Below are 19,820 nucleotides of genomic sequence, written 5' to 3'. Positions count from 1 at the left end.
ATCAAGGGGTTTACGCCACTCGGCGTAAACCCCTTGATCAGCGTGTCACTGCCGGATCAGGCGCGAACCTTCTCCCGCATCTCGAAGGTCTCGATGACGTCGCCGACCTGGACGTTGTTGTAACCACCCAGGGTCAGACCGCACTCGAAGCCCTCGCGGACCTCGGTGGCGTCGTCCTTGAACCGCTTGAGCGAGGTGATCGTGAGGTTGTCCGCCACGACCGCCCCGTCCCGAAGCAGGCGAGCCTTCGCGTTGCGTCGGATGATGCCCGACCGGACGATGCAACCGGAGATGTTGCCGATCTTGGACGAGCGGAAGACGTCGCGGATCTCCGCGCTGCCCAGCTCGGCCTCCTCGTACTCCGGCTTGAGCAGGCCCTTGAGCGCTGCCTCGATCTCCTCGATGGCCTGGTAGATGACGGTGTAGTACCGGATCTCCACGCCCTCGCGGTCGGCCATCTCACGGACCTTGTTCGAGGCCCGCACGTTGAAGCCGATGATCGTGACCGGCTCGGACGAGGCGCTCGCGAGCATGACGTTGCTCTCGGTGATCGCGCCCACGCCCCGGTCGAGGACCTTGAGCTGGACCTCCTCGGGGATGTCGAGGTTGAACAGCGCGTCCTCGAGAGCCTCCACCGAACCGGAGACATCGCCCTTGAGGATGAGGTTGAGCGAGGTCTTCTCGCCCTCCTTGAGCTGCTCCATGAGCGTCTCGAGGGTGGCCCGACCACGGGAGTTGGCGAAGGACGCCGCCCGCCGCCGTGCCTGCCGCTGCTCGGCGATCTGCCGCACCGTGCGGTCGTCCGCCGCGGCGAGGAACGTGTCGCCCGCGCCGGGAGGCGCGGTCAGACCCAGCACCATGACCGGACGCGCCGGCCCAGCCTCGGTGAGCTGGTTGCCGTTCTCGTCGAGCATGGCCCGGACCCGGCCGTGCGCCCCACCGGCGACGATCGAGTCGCCCGCCCGCAGGGTGCCCTTCTGCACCAGCACCGTCGCCACCGCACCGCGACCCTTGTCCAGGTGTGCCTCGATGGCCACACCCTGAGCCGGCCCGTCGATCGGAGCGGTCAGCTCCAGCGACGCGTCGGCGGTCAGCAGAACGGCCTCGAGCAGTTCCTCGATGCCGATGCCCGGCTTGGCTGCCACGTTGACGAACATGGTCTCGCCGCCGTACTCCTCGGCGACCAGGCCGTACTCGGTCAGCTGCTGGCGGACCTTGTCCGGGTTGGCGTCCGGCTTGTCGACCTTGTTGACCGCGACCACGATCGGCACGTCGGCCGCCTTGGCGTGGTTCAACGCCTCGATCGTCTGCGGCATCACACCGTCGTCGGCCGCGACGACCAGGATCACGATGTCCGTGACCTGGGCACCACGAGCACGCATGGCGGTGAACGCCTCGTGACCCGGGGTGTCGATGAAGGTGACCGCCCGGTCCTCGCCCTCGTGCGGGACGTGGACCTGGTACGCACCGATGTGCTGGGTGATGCCACCCGCCTCACCGGCCACGACGTTCGCCTTACGGATGGCGTCGAGCAGCTTGGTCTTACCGTGGTCGACGTGACCCATGACGGTCACCACCGGCGCACGGCTGACCAGACGCTCCTCGGCCACCTCCGCGTCGAGGTCGATGTTGAACTGCGCGAGCAGCTCGCGGTCCTCGTCCTCCGGGCTGACGATCTGGATGTCGAAGCCCAGGTGCTCACCCAGCAGGTGCAGGGTGTCGTCAGAACAGGACTGGGTCGCGGTCACCATCTCGCCCAGGTTGAACATCTCCTGGACCAGCGAACCCGGGTTGGCGTTGATCTTGTCCGCGAAGTCGGACAGCGAGGCGCCACGGGAGAGCCGGACGATCTGACCCTGACCCCGGGGAGCACCCGAGCTCATGGTCGGAGCCGACAGGTTGTCGAACTCCTGTCTGCGCTGCTTCTTGGACTTGCGACCGCGCGTCGGCCGACCACCCGGACGCCCGAAGGCACCCGCGGCGCCGCCGCCACGGCCACGACCGCCCGCACCCGGACGACCGCCGCCACCGGCCGGACCACCCGGACGGAAACCGCCACCGGGAGCACCAGCACCGCCGCCGGGACCGCCACGGTAGCCACCGCCACCGCCGGCACCCGCGCCGCCACCAGGGCCGCCTCGGTAACCGCCACCGCCACCGGCGCCACCGCCGGGACCGCCACGGAAACCGCCGCCACCGCCACCGGGACGACCAGCGCCACCGCCACCGGGGCGACCAGCGCCACCGGGACCGGGGCGACCGGCAGCCGGACGCTGACTCGGCATGGACGCCGGGCTGGGCCGCGGCGGCATGGAGTTCGGGCTCGGCCGCGGCGGCATGCCCGCCGGGCTGTTGGGCCGAGGGCCACCCGCACCGGCGGCCGGGGGCCGCTGCTGCTGGCCACCCTGGATGCCGAACGGGTTGTTACCGGCACCGCGCGCCGGCGGACGACCGCCCGGCCGGGCACCCGGACCGGGAGCCGGCGTGCTCGGACGAGCTGCCGGCGAACCGGGACGGGGCGGCATCGCCGCGGGACCCGGCCGAGGGCCGGGGCGGTTGCCACCGTCTGCCGGAGGCTCCCGGCGAACGGGGTTGTCCCGCTGCTGCTGGCGGGCGGCCTGCGCGGCCTTGACCGCGGCCTCCTGCTCAGCCTTCAGTGCGGCGGCACGCGCCTCCGCGGCCGCCACCTCGATGTCGTGGGCACTCGCCGGCTTGGCGACCGGGGTCGCCGTCTGCGGCGCACCGGGAACCGGACCCTTGGGCTTCGGACCGGGTGCCGGCGCGGCCGGCCGCCGAGGCGGCATCGGCTTGGCCGAGACCCGGGGCGCGCCCGGGGCCGGGGATGGCGTCGGGGTCGGGGATGAAGCCGGCGTCGACGCGGGCGCCGACGGGGCGGCCGGAGCCGGGGCTCCGGCGGACGCGACGAATGCGTTACGCAGCCGCCGGGCGACGGGCGCCTCGACGGTGCTGGACGCGGACTTCACGAACTCGCCCATTTCCTTCAGCTTGGCGAGAACGGTCTTACTCTCGACCCCGAGCTCTTTTGCAAGCTCGTGTACGCGGGCCTTGCCTGCCACTGCACTCCTCACTCCGAGGTCGTGCGGGCAGCACCCGCAGCGACCTCACTCGTGCACTTGAAGCCTGGTCATTTCAGGGACTTCATCGTGTGCTCATGTCGGTCGTCCTACCCTGCTAGCGACCCTCGCCCGGTCGGGCTGACCGGACGTAGTGGTTGGCGCATCGACGTGCTCCGCCAGCGCACCGTGGTCGAGGACCTCGGTGCTGCGCAGCGCACGCCCGAAGGCGCGGCGCCGCACCGCCAGCGCGAAGCAGGCCGGATCCGGGTGCATGTTCGCTCCCCGACCCGGCAGCCTGCGGCGCGGATCAGGCCGGAGGCTGTGACCAGCCTCGTCCCTGACCGCGACGATCCGCAGCAATTCGCTGGCCGGCGCACGTTGCCGGCAACCCACACAGGTGCGCTCCGGCTGCGCGCGTCGTACCACTGGAGGAAGTCTACCCCTAGCTCCCCGAGATCGCGCCGCCCGGCTCCCGCACGTGATCAGTTACCCCGCGCGCTGCCGGCGCGGTCTGCTCCGCATCGGAACGAATGTCGATCCGCCAACCGGTCAATCGGGCCGCGAGTCGGGCATTCTGCCCCTCTCGACCGATGGCGAGCGAGAGCTGGAAGTCGGGAACTGTCACCCGGGCGGCCCGGTTGGCCAGGTCGACCACCTCGACCCGCAGCGCCTTGGCCGGCGACAACGCGTTGCCGACGAAGGTGCCCGGGTCGTCCGACCAGTCGATGATGTCGATCTTCTCACCGTGCAGTTCGCTCATCACGGCACGCACCCGCTGACCCATCGGGCCGATGCAGGCGCCCTTGGCGTTCACGCCGGGGGTGGTGGAGCGGACGGCGATCTTCGTGCGATGGCCCGCCTCACGGGCGATCGCACCGATCTCGACGGTGCCGTCGGCGATCTCCGGCACCTCCAGCGCGAAGAGCTTCTTGACCAGAGCCGGGTGCGACCGGGACAGGGTGATCTGCGGCCCGCGCATGCCCTTGGCCACGTGCACCACGACGCAGCGGACCCGCTCGCCGTGCGCGTACCGCTCGCCGGGCACCTGCTCGGACTGCGGCAGCACGCCCTCCAGCTTGCCCAGGTCGACGCTGACGATGCCCTTCTCGGTACGCGTCTCGTGCGCCTGCACCACGCCGGTGACCAGGTCACCCTCGCGGCCGACGTACTCACCGAAGTGCACCTCGTCGGTGGCCTCCCGCAACCGCTGGAGGATCACCTGCTTGGCGGTCATGGCGGCGATCCGGCCGAAGTCGTGCGGGGTGTCGTCCCACTCCCGCACCAGGCTGCCGTCGGCATCCATCTCCTGCGCGTACACCAGGGCGGCGCCCGACCTGCGGTCGATCTCCACCCGGGCGTGCGACTCGGCCCCGTCGGTGTGCCGGTAGGCGGTCAGCAACGCGGTCTCGATCGCCGCGAGAATCGTGTCGAACGGGATCTCCCGCTCGCGCTCGAGTGCGCGCAGCGCCGCGAGGTCGATGTTCACCTCTCCTCGTCCTCCACATCATCTTCGTCGTCGATGTCGTCTGAATCGTCGATCTCGTCGGAATCGTCCGCGTCGTCGAACTCGTCGTCCGGCTCACCGAGCTCGGCGAGCCGGGTGAACTCGACCTGGACGCGGCCAGGGCCCAGCTGGGCGTACGCCCAGGCGGCACGGCCGTCGTCGGTCTCCAGGTGCACGCCCTCGTCGTCGGCCGCGACCACCCGGCCGGTCAGCTGACGGTCGCCGGCGGGCTGCTCGCCCCGCTGGCCGGGCAGCGCGGCCGCGCCCCGGGCGGTGACCTTGACCAGTCGACCCACGTTGCGCCGCCAGTGGCGGGGCAGGGTGAGCGGCCGGTCGACGCCGGGCGAGCTGACTTCCAGCTGGTACTCGCCGGCGACGATGTCGCCACCGGTCTCCTCCGCGGCGTCCAGCGCGGCCGAGACCGCGCGGGAGACGTCCGCGACGGCGTCCAGGTCGATCCCGCCGTCGGTGTCCACCATCACCCGCACCACGTGCCGACGGCCGGCCCGGGAGACCGACAGGTCCTCCAGGTCGTATCCGGCGTCGTTGACCACCGGCTCGATCACGGCCCGCAGTCGGTCCCGCCGGGCGGCGAGGTCACCGCCGCGGGGGCCCGCAGCACCGCGGGGTCGACCCGTCGGCCTGGTGGCACGGCCACGCTGCGTCATCTCCGCACCCTCTCCCTGGTCGACGGGGACCGCTGGTCCCGCCATGCCGGCACGCCACCGGAGTGGACACGCCGGTGGTTGCGCAGAGCGTAACGCGCCTGCCCGGCGGCGGACCGGGCGGCGCACCGACGCCGGTGACCCCCGGAGCGGCACGGATGGTGTTGACTTGGCCGGTGGGGATCGGCAGAACGACACAGCGCGACCAATCATCCGGACATTCCCGGCGAAAGCTCCTGAGTACCGGGGCGCTGTTGGTGCTCGGCGGTGCCGTGACGCCGCTGACCGGCTGTGATCTTTTCGACCGCGACGATCAACCAGCCCCACCGCCCGACCCGCTGCGGCCGATGGTGGACGAATCACTCGCGCTGGCCGCCGCGTACCGGGCGAGCGCGACCGCCCATCCCGAGCTCGCCGACCGGCTCAACCCGATCGCCGAGACGCACACCACGCACGCCACCGAGCTGGCCCGGGTGATCGGAGTGACGCTGCCGTCGGCGGCCTCCGCCGCCCCGACCACCGCCCCGGCCGCCGATCCCAACGGCGCGCGCGCCGCCCTGCGGGCGCTGGAGAAGACCGCCCAGCAGTCCGCCACCGCCGCCTGCGCCGCGGCGCCCGCGGAGCGGGCGGCACTGCTCGGGTCGATCGTCGCCGCCCGGGCAACTCACCAGGAGGCACTGAAGTGAGGCAGCCGTCCGCCGGGGAGGCACTCGCCTCCGCCCTGTCCGCCGAGTACGCGGCCATCTACGCCTACGGCCGGATCGGTGTCCGGCTCAACGGAGCGGCACGGGACGCGGCACGCCAGGCGGAGGCCGCGCATCGACGCCGGCGCGACGCGCTGGTGGTGCAGCTCACCACGGCCGGCGGCGTCGTCCCGCCGGACCGCGCCGGGTACGCCCTGCCGTTCCCGGTCACCGACCGGGCCAGCGCCCTGCGACTCGCCGCCGAGGTGGAGGAGCGCACGGCCGCGCACTGGCGGGCCGCCCTGGTGTCCACCACCGGCGCCGACCGGGACCAGGCGCTGGCCGCCCTGGTCGACTACGCCGTGCGGGCCACCCGGTGGCGGAAGACTGCGGGGCTGACCCCGCTGACTGTCCCGTTTCCCGGTCGGCCGACCTGAGCCGGTTCCACTCCGGTTGCGGTACGCATACCAGGTATGCATACTCCGTTGCCATGTCCATCCGTCACGGGTTGCTCGCCCTGCTCGAACGCGGCCAGATGTACGGCTACCAGCTGCGCGCCGCGTTCGAGGAGTCGACCGGCTCGACCTGGCCACTGAACATCGGGCAGGTCTACACCACGCTGTCCCGGCTGGAACGGGACGGTCTGGTGCGCCCGCTGCCGGAGAGCGAGGCCGGGCAGCGCCCGTACGAGATCACCGACGCCGGGCGGGCGGACCTGGCGCTGTGGTTCGCCACCCCGATCAGCCGTACCGACCGCCCCCGCGACGAGCTGGCGATCAAGCTGGCGCTGGCCCTCACCACCCCCGGGGTCGACGTCCGGTCCGTGGTACAGGCCCAACGCAGCGCGACGATGCGGGCCCTCCAGGAGTTGACCCGGTTGAAGTACGGCAGCAACCGGCCGGAGGACCTTCCCTGGCGTCTCGTGCTGGACTCGATGGTGTTCCAGGCCGAGGCCGAGGTGCGCTGGTTGGACCACTGCGAGACCAGTCTGGTCCGGCACCAACCCAGCGGCCCGGCGCCTCCCCCTCCCCGACCCGATGACGCCGACGCTCGGGACGCGGCTCGATGGGCCGGCGAGGAGGCAAGACGGTGAGCGGATCGGACGACGCGGTGCTGGAGCTACGCGCCGTCCACCGCACCCACGGCGCCGGGCCTGCGGCGGTACACGCGCTACGCGGCGTCAGCCTGGTCGTCCGGCCCGGCGAGCTGGTCGCCGTGATGGGGCCGTCCGGCTCCGGCAAATCGACACTGCTGGCTCTCGCCGGTGGGTTGGACCGTCCGACCGGCGGCGAGGTCCGGGTCGAGGGGCAACCGCTGGGGGCCCTGGACCGCCGCGGGTTGGCCCAGCTGCGCCGCCGTCGGATCGGCTACATCTTCCAGCAGCTCAATCTGCTGGGCAGTCTGAGCGCACTGGAGAACGTGGCGCTCCCACTGGAACTCGACGGGACCAGCGGACGTCGGGCCCGCGCACTGGCCGTGGCCGCGCTCACCGAGGTGGGCCTACCGGCGTTGGGTGACCGTTTCCCGGACCAGCTCTCCGGCGGGCAGCAGCAGCGGGTGGCGATCGCCCGCGCGCTGGTGGGCGAACGCCGGCTGGTCCTCGCCGACGAGCCCACCGGGGCGTTGGACTCCCAGACCGGTGAGGCGGTGCTGCACCTGCTGCGCCGCCGGATCGACGCGGGCGCCGCCGGAGTGCTGGTCACCCACGAGGCGCGGCACGCCGGCTGGGCCGACCGGGTGGTGTTCCTCCGCGACGGCGTGCTGGTCGACACGACGGCACCGCTGGGCAGTGTCGAGCAGCTGCTGTCCGGCAGCGAGCGGTGACCATCCGCCGTCCGACGCGGGCCCGCGGTCGGGCCGACACCGTGACGCCGCGGCCGGTCGCCCAGCCTGCCCCGGTCGGCCGGCGGCGGTTCGCCGAGCTGACCGGCTCCTGGCGGGCGGCGCTGCGGATCGCCCGGCGGGAGTCACGCCGCTCCCGGCGGCGGACCGCCCTGGTGCTCGCGATGATCGCTTTGCCGGTGACGGCGCTGGCCTTCCTGGCGGCGAGCTACGACATGGCCGAGCTGACCCCACAGGAACGCGTCGACCGCAGGCTCGGCGTGGCCGACGCGCAGTTGCAGTGGATCGCCAATACCCCGGTGGCGCAGGACGAGTGGGGTGAGGGCTGGTACACCCGCGAGGGCGAGCTTCCCGCGAAGGTCACCGCGGCCCAGCTGACCGCACTGCTCGGGCCGGGCAGCCGGGTCACCGAGGTGCGTCCGCACATCCCGCTGACCCTGCGCGGCCCGCACCGCGACGAGGTCGTGAACGGTCGGGTGCTGGACCTCACCGATCCGCTGGCCCGTGGGCTGGTGCGGTTCCGGGCCGGCCGGGCGCCGCAGCAACCCGGTGAGGTCGCGGTCAGTCCGAGGGCGCTGCGTCGCCTGGACCTGCGCCTCGGCCACGCCGTGGCCGCCGCCGACGGCAGCAGGGCGTACACAGTGGTGGGTGTGGTCGAGTTTCCCGACGACCTCGGACCGGTGGTGGCGCTGCACCCGGGAGCCGTGCCATCGACCGGTCCGGAGCCGGACGGAGTCTGGCTGGCGGACGTGCCGGGCACCGTCGACGCGGCGCTGGTGTCCCGGCTCAACGACAGTGGGGTGGTGGTCACCGCGCGGCACCGGATCGGCTCGGCGACCGGAGCGGACCGGACCTGGCTCGGGTCGGTCATGGGGGACAACCCGAACGATCTGAGCACCGGCGTCCTGATCGCCGGCCTCGGACTGCTGGAGGTCGTCCTGCTGGTCGGGCCGGCCTTCGCGGTCGGAGTCCGTCGCCGTCGACGGGATCTGGCGCTGGTAGCGGTGGCGGGCGGGGACGCCGCCCAGCTTCGCCGGGTGGTGCTGGCCGACGGTGTGGTGCTGGGTGTGCTGGGGGCCGCCGCCGGCCTGCTGGTCGGCGTCGGCGCGGCGTTCGCCGGTCGCCCGCTCATGGAGCAGTACGTCTTCAGCGCCCGCTTCGGCGGCTACCGCTGCTGGCCGAGCGCGCTGGTCCTGCTCGGTGGCGTCGCGGGGCTGGCCGGGGTGCTCGCCGCGCTGGCACCGGCCTGGACCGCCGCCCGGCAGGACGTCAGCGCCGGGCTCGCCGGACGACGCACCCCGGCGAAATCCCCGGGCCGGTGGTTGGCTCTCGGACTGGCGCTGGTGGTCGGCGGGGCGGGGCTGGCGGCGTTCGGGGCCACCCGGACTTCCCCAGCGGTGGTTCTCACCGGGCTGATCCTCGGCGAGTTGGGCCTGGTCTGCTGCACGCCCACGCTGCTCGGGGCACTCGCCCGCCTCGGCCGGGTGTTGCCGCTGGCACCACGGATCGCGTTGCGCGATGCCAGCCGCAACCGGGCCGCCGCGGCACCGGCCATCTGCGCCGTGATGGCCGCCGTGGCCAGCAGCGTCGCCCTCGGCGGATACCTGGCCAGCGACGGCGCCCGCGAGGCGCGCGCCTACCGGCCGGCGCTGCCGACCGGCCATGTCATGGTCAACCCGGTCGGTTCGGCCGGGCAGCCCACGCTGGCCCAGATCACCGACGCGGCCCGCAACCAGCTCGGGGTCGGCGCTGTCGCCCCGGTGCAGACACCGAGCTGCGGGGCGGGCCGCACCGGCTACTGCGACATCGCACCGGTGCTCCCACTTACCCGGGCCTGCTGGCGCTGCGCCGATCCCCGCTGCCAGATCCGCGAGGCGGACTACTTCGGCGGCTACGTGGAACCCGGAGTCGACGACGGAACCGCACTCCCCCTGCTCACCGGCGTGGACCCGGCGACGACAGCAGCCGCCACGGCCGTGCTGCGCGCCGGTGGCGTGGTGGTGACCGACCCGCGCTACCTGCACGACGGCCTGGTGACCGTCCGGGTCAGCGAGGTGGAGGCCGGGCCGGACCGGCCGGTCACCGTCCACGACCTTCCGGGGTACGCGCTGCCCCGGGCGACCGGCCAGTCCCGTCTGCTGCTGTCCACCGCCGCCGCCCGGCAACTCGACCTGAGCTGGTCTCAGACCGGCTGGGTGATCGGCACCACCACCCCGCCCGACGAGGAGCAACAGGCACGGTTCGCCGCCGCCCTGCGGCCATTCGGGACGCTCGCGCTGAGCGTGGAGAACGGCGGCGCCCCACGCGACGTCTCACCCCTGCTCCTGCTGCTCGCGGCGGCGGCCGGGTTGATCACCGTGGGCGCGGCCGGGATCGCCACCGCGCTCGCCGCCGCCGAGGGACGCGCCGAGCTGACCACCCTCGCGGCTGTCGGCGCGGCCCCGGCGCTACGTCGGCTGCTGGCGATCTGCCAGGCCGGGGTCATCGCCGGTCTCGGTTCGGTGCTCGGCATCGTGGCCGGCCTCGGCACCGCCGCGATCGTGCTGGTCTCGGTGAACCGGCAGTACGCCAGTGACTGGCCGGTATCAGATCCGTACCCCTTTCTGGTGCCGTGGCCCGCGCTCGGGGTCCTGGTGCTGGTGCCGGTGGTGGCGATGCTCGGGGCGGGCCTGTTCACCCGGGCCCGACTGCCTATCGAACGACGGCTCGACTGACCGATCCGCCGGGCGACCGAAACGGGACCGCGCGGGGGTGCCGCCGGGGCCGGGCAGCCGGCAGACTGACCGGCGTGTCAGTGCTCAGGAATGTCGTCCGTCGGGCCGGTCATCATCGCTGGTTCGGCGCCACCGTGCGCCTGCTGGTTCCGGCCGATCGGGTGGTTGGTCGACTCACCAGGGGCCGGGTGGTCGCGCTCGGCCTGCTCCCCTCCCTGCTGATCACCACAACGGGCCGCCGCTCCGGCAGGCCCCGCAGCAATCCGCTGCTCTACGTGCCCGACGGCGACGCGTACGTGGTGATCGGCTCCAACTGGGGCCAGACCCACCACCCCGGCTGGGCGATGAACCTGCTCGCCGATCCCGCCGCCGAGGTGGACGTGAAGGGCCGGCGGGTCGCGGTGCGGGCCGAGCGGGCCTCCGGCGCCGAACGGGACCGGTTGTGGCAGCTGCTGGTCACCGCGTGGCCCGCTTACCACACGTACGTGCAGCGGGCCGGTGGCCGGGAGATCCACATTTTCCGGCTGGCCCCGACCGGGCGCGGCGCGCCCGAAGCTCCGCCGTCGGCTGGCTAGGCTGACGCTCGGTAGTTAAGGCGAGGTGGTCCCGTGAGCGCCAGGAGTGAGCCGGCCGGTGTCGACCGGGGCCTCGACGATCGACGGTGGACGGTCGCGGAACGGGTCGCCGAGGCGGTCCGACGGCGTTTCGCGGCGGATGCGCTCGTAATCGCTGTGCACGGGCCTCTGGCGCACGGGGACGACGACGGCGGCGGAGACCGCGAGGCTGGAATGCTGGTGGTCACCTATCGACCCGGGACGGGCCCGCCGCCGGCGACCCGGCGGGTGGACGGGGTGCTCGTCGATCTGACAGTGGCCGCCGCCGAGGACTACCTGGCCCAGGCCCGGGTGCTCTCCCCGCTCTGGCCGCTGACCGCCGACCGGTACGTCACCACGCAGGCGTTGCACGATCCGACGGGCTGGTTGCGGACGCTGCGCGACGAGCATCTCGGCCGGTTGGCTCGGGCCCGGCCGGCGGAGTTCAGCACCGCTGCCCGCCAGGCGTGGTACCGGGGCAGCGCGGCGCACTCCCGTGCGGCCCGGCTCGCCGAGTGGTACGAGACCGATCAAGCTCTGTTGATGCTCGGTGAGGCCCGGCTGGCGGCGGCCACGGTGACCGGTCTGCTGAGTCGCACCTACTTCCGTGACCCGGGGGACGCGGTGCGGCGCACCGGGTTGGCCGGCGCGGACATGACCGAGGTGGGTGTGGTGCTGGCCCGGCAGGCCGAGGAGTTGGCCGCCCGTGGTCGTGCGGTCGACGGCACGATCGACGAGCTGCTCAGCACCTGAGGCGGGTCACAGCCCGCCCGGCACGCCGATCAGCGAGCCGATCAGGTAGGTGGCGCCGGCCGCGGCGGCGCCCAGCAGCAGCTGGCGCAGCCCACTGGTCCACCAGGGACGGCGGGTGAACCTGGCCACCACGGCACCGGCGGCGAACAGCCCGAGCCCGCCGACGGCGAGCGCCAGCCACAGTTCGGTGGCGCCGAGCAGGTACGGCAGCAGCGGGACCAGCGCGCCGACCGAGAAGAACAGGAACGACGAGATCGCCGCCGCCCACGGGCTGGGCTGATCGTCGGGGTCGACGCCCAGTTCCTCGCGGACGTGCACCCGCAGTGCCTCCTCCGGGTCGCGCCGCACCGCCTCGGCGACCTGGGTGGCGAGGTCCCGGGGCAGGCCCCGGGCCACCCACGCGTCGGCCAGCTCCCGGGCCTCCGCCTCGGGGTGCCGTTCCAGTTCCCGTCGCTCCTTGGCCACCTCGGCGGCGACCTGCTCGTTGGCGGAACGCACGCTGGTGTACTCGCCGAGGCCCATGGAGATGGCACCGGCGACGAGGCCGGCGCTGCCGGTGAGCACGATGCTGCGGGGCGACACCCCGCCGCCGCCGACGCCGGCGATCAGGGCGATGTTGGTGACCAGGCCGTCCATCGCGCCGAAGACGGCCGGGCGCAGCCAGCCGCCGGAGACGTCCGCGTGGTGCGCCTCGCGCAGCGCCGCTGGGGTGTCGGTCACGGCGCCTGCCCTTCGTTCGCGACTGCGGGACTCCGCTTCGCTGCGTTCCTCGCGCTCACGGAAGGGTCAGGATCTCGTGGCCGTCGTCGGTCACCACGATGGTGTGCTCGAACTGAGCCGTCCACTTCCGGTCCTTGGTGACCACGGTCCACCCGTCGTCCCACATGTCGTACTGGTAGGTGCCGAGGGTGATCATCGGCTCGATGGTGAACGTCATGCCGGGCTCCATGATGTCCGTGGGGCGCGGGCTGTCGTAGTGCGGCACGTAGAGGCCACTGTGGAAGGCCTCGCCGATGCCGTGGCCGGTGAAGTCGCGGACCACGCCGTAGCCGAACCGCTTGGCGTACGACTCGATGACGCGGCCCACCACGTTGATCTGGCGTCCCGGGGCGACGGCGCGGATGCCGCGCATCATCGCCTCGTGGGTCCGCTCGACCAGCAGCCGGGCCTCTTCGCTGACCTCGCCGACGCAGAAGGTGGCGTCGGTGTCACCGTGCACCCCACCGATGTACGCGGTCACGTCGACGTTGATGATGTCGCCGTCGGTCAGGACCGTGGTGTCCGGGATGCCATGGCAGATGACCTCGTTGAGGCTGGTGCAGCAGGACTTCGGGAAGCCCTTGTAGCCCAGCGTCGACGGGTACGCGCCGTGGTCGCAGAGGAACTCGTGCACCACCTTGTCGATCTCGTCGGTGGTCACGCCGGGCTTGCAGTGCTCGCCGGCGAGCTGGGTCGCCTGGGCGGCGAGCCGGCTGGCGAGCCGCATCTTCTCGATGGTCTCCGGCGTCTGCACGTGCGAGCCACGCCACTCCCGCGGGCGCGCCTTGCCCACGTACTCCGGTCGGGCGATCTGGGGTGGCACCGGTCGCATCGGGGAGAGCGTGCCTGGTGTCAGCGGCGGACGGACGGTCATGCCGCAAGCCTATCGCCGGGGCCGCTGGTGACCCGCGCCACGGCCACCCGGTGGAGGTTGTTGCCCTGCCAGGGTGGCTGTGCCATGGTGTCAACGTGGATCAAGGGGGAGCACCGCCCGTCTTCTCCGCCAGCGCCGAGATCGACGGTGACCACCTCCACGTCGTGGTGGCCGGCGAGGTCGACATGGCGACCGCGGACACGATGCTCCAGACGGCACTGCGCGAGCCCGCCGAAAAGATGACTCTGGACCTGAGCGCTGTCACCTTCTTCGACTCGGCAGCCATCCACGCCCTGGTCCGGCTCGCCCGGGAGTTTCCGGGGCGACTCACCGTTCGCCCGTCCCGGCAGGTCCGTCGGGTGCTGGAGATCTCCGGCCTCGGCGAGCAGGGCTGGCTCGACCCGGCCTAGCCGCCCGGCCGCAGCCGGGCGCGCCGTCAGTCCTGCAACTGCCGGCGCAGCGTCACCTCGGTGCCCTCAGCGGTGCGCCGTACCGACAGTTCGCCGAGCGCTCTGATCAGGTCCAGGCCGCGGCCCCGGAAGCCGGAGCCGGTCGACTCCCGCCACTGCCCGCTGTCGCGCACCGTGGCCGTCACCGTCCGATCCTCGATGGCCACCTCCACACTGATCATGGCTTCGGCGGGGTGGACCGGGTGCTCGATGGCGTTGGCGGCGGCCTCGGAGACGGCGACGGTCAGGTCGAACAGGTCGGTCTCGCCGACGGAGTGCGCGACGAGGAAGTCCTCCAGCCGCTTTCGGAGCACGCTGAGCCGGGTCGGGTCCGCCGGTAGCCGCAGCGCGAAGCGGTTCAGCTCCGCCGCCTCCAGGGCGAGAACCGCCACGTCGTCGCGGCGCGGCCGTCCGGTGACCCGTTCCACGACGGCGTCGATCAGGTCCACCACGTGCTCACTCGGGGTGGCCGCGTCGATGCGCAACTGGGCCAGTGAGGCATCGATGCCGAGCTGACGGTCCTCGATCAGCCCGTCGGTGTAGAGCAGCAGTCGAGTGCCGGCCGGCAACTCGCCCTCGGCCGACTCGTACGTCGCGTTGGGGAGGGCGCCGACCGGTGGACCGAGCGCCCGGTCGTGCAGGAACGCCACGTCGCCTCCCGTGATCAACAGTGGGGACGGGTGACCGGCGCTCGCATACCGCAGCCGACCGGTGCGGGGGGTGAACAGCAGGCAGACCACAGTCGCGAAGGAGCGGCCCTCGGTGGAGCCGACCAGCCGGTTGAGCCGGGTCAGCGACTCACCCGGGCCGAAGCCCTCCAGCACGTACGCCCGCAGCGCGTTGCGCAGCTGCCCCATCGCCGCGGCGGCCCGGACGCCCTTGCCGACCACGTCGCCGATGACCAGCACCAACTCGTCGCCGTTCAACGCGATCGCGTCGTACCAGTCGCCGCCGACCTCGACGTCGGCGCTGCCGGGCAGGTAACGGCTGGCCACCACGGCGCCGGGCAGTTGGGGCAGCGACCGGGGCAGCAGGCTGTGCTGCAGCGTGGTGGCGATGCGGTGTTCGGCTTCGTAGAGCTGGGCGTTCTCCAGTCGCACCCCGACGAGCCGGGCCAGCTGGGTCAACGCGGCGTCGTCGGCCTGTGCCTCGTCGCCGGCCGCCCGCCAGACCTGCAGCTCACCGAGCTGCTTTCCGGTGGTGCCGGTCAGGTCGGCCACGAAGGACGGGTCGGCGGCGGTGCTGCCGCCACCGTCCGCCTCGAAGCGCGCCTCGGCCGCGGTGACCACCACCCGGGCGGCCTCGGCGAGACTCAACGCGTGCCGGGCGGCGACCTGGAGCACGTCGGCGGTGGACCGGGCGGTGTTCACCGCCACCGCCGCGTCGGCCAGCGCCCGGAGCCGGCGGATGATCTGCCCGCGCAGCTGGCCCAGCTCGACGTTGGCCCGGACCCGGGCGATCAGCTCCTGCGCGGAGAACGGCTTGGTGAGGTAGTCGTCGGCGCCGACGGCGAGACCGGCGACGGCCTCCGCGGAGCCGGCGCGGGCGGAGAGCAGCACGATCGGCACATGCCGGGTACGCGGGTCCGAGCGCAGCGCGCTCACCAGCCCGAACCCGTCCAGCCGGGGCATCATCACGTCGGTGAGAACCAGGTCGAACCCGCCTTCGCGGGCCAGCGGCAGGGCATCGAGCCCGTCGTTCGCGGTGACCACGTCCCAGGTCGGGGATAGCAGCCGACTGACGTGTTCCTGCAGGTCGGCGTTGTCGTCGACGACCAGGATCCGGCCAGCCGAGGTGCCCTTCACCGGCTGCCGGTCGAGCTCGGGTGTCGACGCGACACCGGCCCACAGCGCGGTCTCCGCCACGAAGAGCCGGGCCTGCTCGGGCTCACCCACTGGCAGTGGGTCGAACGCCGCCACCCGGTCCGCCGGCAGGTGCGCCGAGCCGAACGGGACGGTAACCGTGAACGTGCTGCCCACGTCCACCTTGCTGGTCAACCCGACCTCACCGCCGTGCATCTCGACAAGTTCCCGGACCAGCGCGAGGCCGATGCCGGTGCCCTCGTGGGTGCGTGCCCGCACCCCGGGGACCCGGTGGAACCGTTCGAAGACGTGCGGCAGCTCGTCCGGCACGATGCCGACGCCGGTGTCCGTCACCTCCAGCCGGGCCGCGCCCTCGACGGCCCGGATCCGCACCCGGATCTCGCCGCCGAAGGTGAACTTGACCGCGTTCGACACCAGGTTGAGGACGATCTTCTCCCACATGTCCCGATCGACGAAGACCGGCGTCGGCAGCGGCGGACAGTCCACCACCAGTCGCAAGCCGGCCCGGTCGGTGGCCGAGCGGAAGGTGCTGGCCAGCCGGGCGGTGTAACCGGCGAGGTCGGTGGGCTGGTAGCGGGCGGCGAGCCGACCGGACTCCAGTCGGGAGAAGTCCAGCACGGTGTTGACCAGCTTGAGCAGGCGCAGCGCGTTGCGGTGCATCATGGTGAGCCGGTCGGTTTCGGTGGCGGGCAGCTCCGGGTCGGCCAGCATGTCCTCCAGCGGGCCGAGCACCAGGGTCAGCGGAGTGCGGAACTCGTGGCTGACGTTGGCGAAGAAGTTGGTCTTCGCCCGGTCCAGCGCGGCCAACTCGGCGGCGCGGGCCCGTTCCTGCTCGTACGCCCGCTGGGTGCCGACCGCCCGGGAGATCTGGGCGGCGACCAGGCCGAGGAAGTCGCGGTAGTCGTCGCCGAGCGGCAGCTGACGGGCCACGCCGACGACAAGCGCGCCGACCGTCTGGTTGGTCGCCGTGAGCGGCAGCACGAGGGCCTGGTCGGCGGCGTCGACCGGCGACGCGTCGAGCAGTGCGGCCACCTCGATCGTGGCGGGCGCGTCATCGGCGCTCAGCCGGGCCAACAAGTGCGCTGTGACATTGGCGGCGGGCGGGGTGGTGCCGGTGCAGCCGGCCAGGGTGAGCTGGTCGTTGTCGTCAGCCAGATAGATCAGGGCGAACGGCACGTCGGGCCGGTGCCGGCCGAGCACCCCGGCGGCGGTGCGACCCAGTTGCGTGGCGCTGCCGATGTCGCTCAGCTCGGCACCCAGCTCGGACAGCGCTCGCAGCCGACGCTCGCCGAGCACCCGCCCGGTGGTCTCGCTGACGATGCAGTAGACGCCACTGACCGAGCCGTCGTCCCCCCGGATCGGGTCGTACGAGACGTTGAAGTAGGTCTGCTCGACGAAGCCGTAACGGTCCAGCAGAAAGGGATGGTCCTCGCCCCGGTAGGAGCGGCCGGTGCTCCGGACGCTGTCGAGCAGCGGGCCGAGCACCGCCCAGGTCTCCGCCCAGCTCAAGCGGGCCGGTCGGCCGATCACGTCCGGGTGTTTGCCCCCGATGGTCGGCCGGTAGGCGTCGTTGTAGAAGGCCAACTGCTCGTCGCCCCAGAACATGACGATCGGCGCGCTGGAGGCGAGCATCATGCCGACAGCGTTGGAGAGCGCCGGGGGCCACTGACCGGGCTCACCCAGCGGGCCGGAGGACCAGTCGAAGGAAGCCAGCCGCTCGCCCATCTCGCCGCCGGCCGCGAACGCGGCCGCCAGCATCGGCGGGGTCTCGCGACCGGACAGGGTGGGATGCCCGATGTCCGCGCCCCCCTGGGCCGAGCTCATGCAGCCTCCCGCTCCGGCCGTACCCCTCGACCGTTGATCTTCACCCGCCGTGCTCCGACTTGTACCCCAGCGGACCGGCAACGTAACGCATCACGACAGATGGACGCTGGTTACGTACGCGTGAGCCGTCGGGCACCGGACAGTGCTGGTGGACGGCGGCGCCGAACGGCGGTGGCCGGAACGCTCTGAGGAGTCAGAAGACCGGCAGCCCGTCGATGCTTGCCGCGTTCCTGGTGGCCCGGTAGGTGACCAGATCATCGGCACTGCGGCGGGAGTGTGAGGTGAGTAACAGATCACGTTCGGCCCGGAAGTCCATCAGTGGCACCGCGTATCCGCAGGAGTCACTGACCCGCTCCACCTCGACAGTGATGACCGCCCGGACGGCGTGCACGTCCGGCGGCGCGGGAAACTCGCCGAGCCGATCGGCGAAGGCGTCGTCGGTGACCGCGACGCTGCTGCCCCGACCATGCAACCGGACGATCTTCGGCGGGCCGTCGAAGGCACAGAACATCAGCGTGATCCGGCCGTTGTCCCGCAGGTGGGCGATGGTCTCCGCCCCACTGCCGTGATAGTCGAGGTAGGCCACCCGGTGCGGGCCGAGGATCACGAACGTGCCCCGCATGCCCTTCGGTGACACGTTGACGTGCCCCTCGACCCCGGACGGGGCGGTCGCCACGAAGAAGAGCGGCTGGGCCACGATGAAGTCACGCAGTCGAGCATCGATCTCCGGATAAACCTTGCCCATGCGCCGATCCTGCCACCGATGCCATCCAGGGGCGGGGGCGATCCCAGTCACACCCGCCGGCCGGCGGCCTGCACCAACGCCGTGATCGGGGCGGGATCCGACTCGTTCTCCGGATGCCACTGCACCCCGAGCACGAACGGCAGGGCCGGGTCCTCCACCGCCTCGACCACACCGTCTCCCGCCCAACCGGTCACCGTGAGCCGGCCCGGATCGGCGACCGCCTGGTGGTGGTACGAGTTGACCTGATCGACCCCGGCCAGCACCGAGGCGGCCAGGCTGCCCGGCGCGAACCGCACCGCGTGCGCCCCGTACACGCCGGGCGCGGGGCGGTGCGCCTCGTGACCCACCACGTCAGGCAGGTGCTGGTGCAGAGTGCCGCCGTACGCGACAGCGAGCAACTGCATCCCCCGACACACACCCAGCACCGGCACCTCGGCGGCGAGCGCGGCGGCCAACACTGTCAACTCGCCGGCGTCCCGGTCCGGCCGGTCCTCGGTACGGGGGTCGGGCGGCTGGCCGTACCGCACCGGGCCGACGTCCGCGCCACCGGCCAACAGCAACCCGTCGAGGACTGCCACCACGTCCGCGTCCACGTCGTCCGGCGGCAGCACCACCGCCCGGCCACCCGCGGCCGCCACCGCCCGCGAGTACGCCTCCGGCACCAGCACCGCCCGCACACCCCGCCAGACCGCCCAGTCGGCGGGTTCGACGTACGCGCTGACCCCGATCAGCGGCCTCCTCCTCATAGAGGAGTGACGTAGGCGCCCGTGATGCCACCGTCGACAACGAACTGCGCGGCGGTCATGAACGAGGCGTCGTCGCTGGCCAGGAACGCCACCGCGGCGGCGATCTCCTCCGGTTGCCCGAAGCGTCCCATCGGCACGTGCACCAGCCGACGGGCGGCCCGCTCCGGGTCGGCGGCGAAGAGTTCCAGCAGCAACGGGGTGGCCACCGGGCCGGGACAGAGGGCGTTGACCCGGATGCCCTCACGGGCGAACTGCACACCCAACTCCCGGGTCATCGCCAGCACCCCGCCCTTGCTCGCGGTGTACGCGATCTGCGACGTGGCCGCACCCATCAACGCCACGAACGAGGCTGTGTTGATGATCGAGCCCTTGCCCTGCCGACGCATGTGTGGAATGGCGTACTTGCAGCACAGGTAGACGCTCGTGGTGTTGACCCGCAACACCCGCTCCCACGCGTCCAGGCCGGTGTCCAGGATGGAGTCGTCGTCGGGCGGTGAGATGCCGGCGTTGTTGAACGCGATGTCCACCCGGCCGTGCCGGTCGGCCACCCCGTCGAACAGGTCGCGTACCGCCGACTCGTCGGCCACGTCGGTGGCCACGAACTCGCCGCCGCACTCCTCGGCGGCCCTCGTGCCGGCCGCCGCGTCGATGTCCACGCAGACCACCCGGGCCCCCTCGGCGGCGAACCGCCGCACGGTGGCCAATCCGATGCCACTGCCCGCTCCGGTGACCACTGCCACCCGGTCCTGCAACCGACCCTGCACTGGCG

At 72.5% G+C, this 19,820-nt stretch carries 18 protein-coding genes; 8 read left to right on the top strand and 10 right to left on the bottom strand.

What is annotated here, in order from left to right:
- Positions 1-56: 56 nt before the first annotated feature.
- The 4 genes from infB to rimP form a co-directional block, all read right to left on the bottom strand.
- On the bottom strand, positions 57-3,077 hold the full coding sequence (gene infB, locus KBX08_RS18535; protein ID WP_210784725.1) for a translation initiation factor IF-2: 3,021 nt from the start codon (positions 3,075-3,077) through the stop codon (positions 57-59).
- 93 nt (positions 3,078-3,170) lie between these two features.
- On the bottom strand, positions 3,171-3,503 hold the full coding sequence (locus KBX08_RS18530) for a YlxR family protein (protein WP_112624296.1): 333 nt from the start codon (positions 3,501-3,503) through the stop codon (positions 3,171-3,173).
- Between the two features lie 16 nt (positions 3,504-3,519).
- Positions 3,520-4,563, bottom strand: a complete 1,044-nt coding sequence (nusA, locus tag KBX08_RS18525) for a transcription termination factor NusA (protein ID WP_210784724.1) — start codon at positions 4,561-4,563, stop codon at positions 3,520-3,522.
- A complete protein-coding gene (gene rimP / locus KBX08_RS18520; protein ID WP_210784723.1) occupies positions 4,560-5,249 on the bottom strand; it encodes a ribosome maturation factor RimP in 690 nt (229 codons plus the stop codon). The genes nusA and rimP overlap by 4 nt, the downstream gene beginning before the upstream one ends.
- Positions 5,250-5,404: 155 nt before the next feature.
- On the opposite strand from rimP, the gene KBX08_RS18515 reads away from it, so the two are divergent.
- The 7 genes from KBX08_RS18515 to KBX08_RS18485 all read left to right on the top strand — a co-directional run bounded on the left by KBX08_RS18515 (position 5,405) and on the right by KBX08_RS18485 (position 11,831).
- A complete protein-coding gene (locus tag KBX08_RS18515; RefSeq protein ID WP_238689756.1) occupies positions 5,405-5,932 on the top strand; it encodes a hypothetical protein in 528 nt (175 codons plus the stop codon).
- Complete coding sequence (locus KBX08_RS18510; RefSeq protein ID WP_210784721.1) at positions 5,929-6,366, top strand: ferritin-like domain-containing protein; 438 nt, start codon at positions 5,929-5,931, stop codon at positions 6,364-6,366. The genes KBX08_RS18515 and KBX08_RS18510 overlap by 4 nt, the downstream gene beginning before the upstream one ends.
- A 53-nt stretch (positions 6,367-6,419) precedes the next feature.
- Complete coding sequence (locus KBX08_RS18505) at positions 6,420-7,022, top strand: PadR family transcriptional regulator (protein ID WP_210784720.1); 603 nt, start codon at positions 6,420-6,422, stop codon at positions 7,020-7,022.
- Positions 7,019-7,753 carry an ABC transporter ATP-binding protein gene (locus KBX08_RS18500; RefSeq protein ID WP_238689755.1) on the top strand — a complete coding sequence of 245 codons (735 nt, stop codon included), beginning with the start codon at positions 7,019-7,021 and terminating at the stop codon, positions 7,751-7,753. The genes KBX08_RS18505 and KBX08_RS18500 overlap by 4 nt, the downstream gene beginning before the upstream one ends.
- Positions 7,750-10,485 carry an FtsX-like permease family protein gene (locus KBX08_RS18495; protein ID WP_210784718.1) on the top strand — a complete coding sequence of 912 codons (2,736 nt, stop codon included), beginning with the start codon at positions 7,750-7,752 and terminating at the stop codon, positions 10,483-10,485. The genes KBX08_RS18500 and KBX08_RS18495 overlap by 4 nt, the downstream gene beginning before the upstream one ends.
- A gap of 74 nt (positions 10,486-10,559) precedes the next feature.
- Positions 10,560-11,060 (top strand): nitroreductase/quinone reductase family protein, encoded by a 501-nt coding sequence (locus KBX08_RS18490; protein WP_210784717.1) that lies wholly within the window; start codon positions 10,560-10,562, stop codon positions 11,058-11,060.
- A gap of 33 nt (positions 11,061-11,093) precedes the next feature.
- Positions 11,094-11,831: a nucleotidyltransferase domain-containing protein gene (locus KBX08_RS18485; protein WP_210784716.1), complete on the top strand. Its 738-nt coding sequence runs from the start codon at positions 11,094-11,096 to the stop codon at positions 11,829-11,831.
- Positions 11,832-11,837: 6 nt separating this feature from the next.
- Here the strand turns inward: KBX08_RS18485 and KBX08_RS18480 are convergent, their stop codons facing one another.
- Both KBX08_RS18480 and map read right to left on the bottom strand, forming a co-directional pair.
- Entirely contained in the window at positions 11,838-12,551 is a 714-nt protein-coding gene (locus KBX08_RS18480; protein ID WP_210784715.1) for a VIT1/CCC1 transporter family protein, read from the bottom strand.
- A gap of 55 nt (positions 12,552-12,606) precedes the next feature.
- Positions 12,607-13,464, bottom strand: coding sequence for a type I methionyl aminopeptidase (map, locus tag KBX08_RS18475; RefSeq protein WP_112586528.1), 858 nt, complete (start codon positions 13,462-13,464; stop codon positions 12,607-12,609).
- A gap of 95 nt (positions 13,465-13,559) precedes the next feature.
- On the opposite strand from map, the gene KBX08_RS18470 reads away from it, so the two are divergent.
- Positions 13,560-13,874: an STAS domain-containing protein gene (locus KBX08_RS18470; RefSeq protein ID WP_210784714.1), complete on the top strand. Its 315-nt coding sequence runs from the start codon at positions 13,560-13,562 to the stop codon at positions 13,872-13,874.
- A gap of 26 nt (positions 13,875-13,900) precedes the next feature.
- Here KBX08_RS18470 and KBX08_RS18465 read toward each other — a convergent pair whose 3' ends face one another.
- From KBX08_RS18465 to KBX08_RS18450, 4 genes are all read right to left on the bottom strand, one after another.
- Positions 13,901-17,560 carry a SpoIIE family protein phosphatase gene (locus tag KBX08_RS18465; RefSeq protein ID WP_210784713.1) on the bottom strand — a complete coding sequence of 1,220 codons (3,660 nt, stop codon included), beginning with the start codon at positions 17,558-17,560 and terminating at the stop codon, positions 13,901-13,903.
- Positions 17,561-17,753: 193 nt separating this feature from the next.
- Positions 17,754-18,305, bottom strand: a complete 552-nt coding sequence (locus tag KBX08_RS18460; protein WP_210784712.1) for a pyridoxamine 5'-phosphate oxidase family protein — start codon at positions 18,303-18,305, stop codon at positions 17,754-17,756.
- 47 nt (positions 18,306-18,352) lie between these two features.
- Entirely contained in the window at positions 18,353-19,051 is a 699-nt protein-coding gene (locus KBX08_RS18455) for a gamma-glutamyl-gamma-aminobutyrate hydrolase family protein (RefSeq protein ID WP_210784711.1), read from the bottom strand.
- The gene (locus KBX08_RS18450; protein ID WP_210784710.1) at positions 19,048-19,815 is read right to left on the bottom strand and encodes a 3-oxoacyl-ACP reductase; all 768 of its coding nucleotides are present in this window, start codon (positions 19,813-19,815) and stop codon (positions 19,048-19,050) included. Before KBX08_RS18450 ends, KBX08_RS18455 begins: the two co-directional genes overlap by 4 nt.
- Positions 19,816-19,820 lie beyond the last annotated feature (5 nt).

The organism is Micromonospora sp. H61 (genome assembly GCF_018070325.1).
Lineage (GTDB): Bacteria > Actinomycetota > Actinomycetes > Mycobacteriales > Micromonosporaceae > Micromonospora > Micromonospora salmantinae.
Note: the sequence above shows the minus strand (reverse complement) of the source record. Positions and strands in the feature narration are given on the sequence as shown.

Excerpts from the sequence above, each read along its gene's own strand:
- map (WP_112586528.1), bottom strand. The coding sequence starts at position 13,464 with ATGACCGTCCGTCCGCCGCTGACACCAGGCACGCTCTCCCCGATGCGA.
- rimP (WP_210784723.1), bottom strand. The coding sequence starts at position 5,249 with ATGACGCAGCGTGGCCGTGCCACCAGGCCGACGGGTCGACCCCGCGGT.
- KBX08_RS18515 (WP_238689756.1), top strand. The coding sequence starts at position 5,405 with ATGGTGTTGACTTGGCCGGTGGGGATCGGCAGAACGACACAGCGCGAC.
- KBX08_RS18455 (WP_210784711.1), bottom strand. The coding sequence starts at position 19,051 with ATGAGGAGGAGGCCGCTGATCGGGGTCAGCGCGTACGTCGAACCCGCC.
- KBX08_RS18465 (WP_210784713.1), bottom strand. The coding sequence starts at position 17,560 with ATGAGCTCGGCCCAGGGGGGCGCGGACATCGGGCATCCCACCCTGTCC.
- KBX08_RS18505 (WP_210784720.1), top strand. The coding sequence starts at position 6,420 with ATGTCCATCCGTCACGGGTTGCTCGCCCTGCTCGAACGCGGCCAGATG.
- KBX08_RS18460 (WP_210784712.1), bottom strand. The coding sequence starts at position 18,305 with ATGGGCAAGGTTTATCCGGAGATCGATGCTCGACTGCGTGACTTCATC.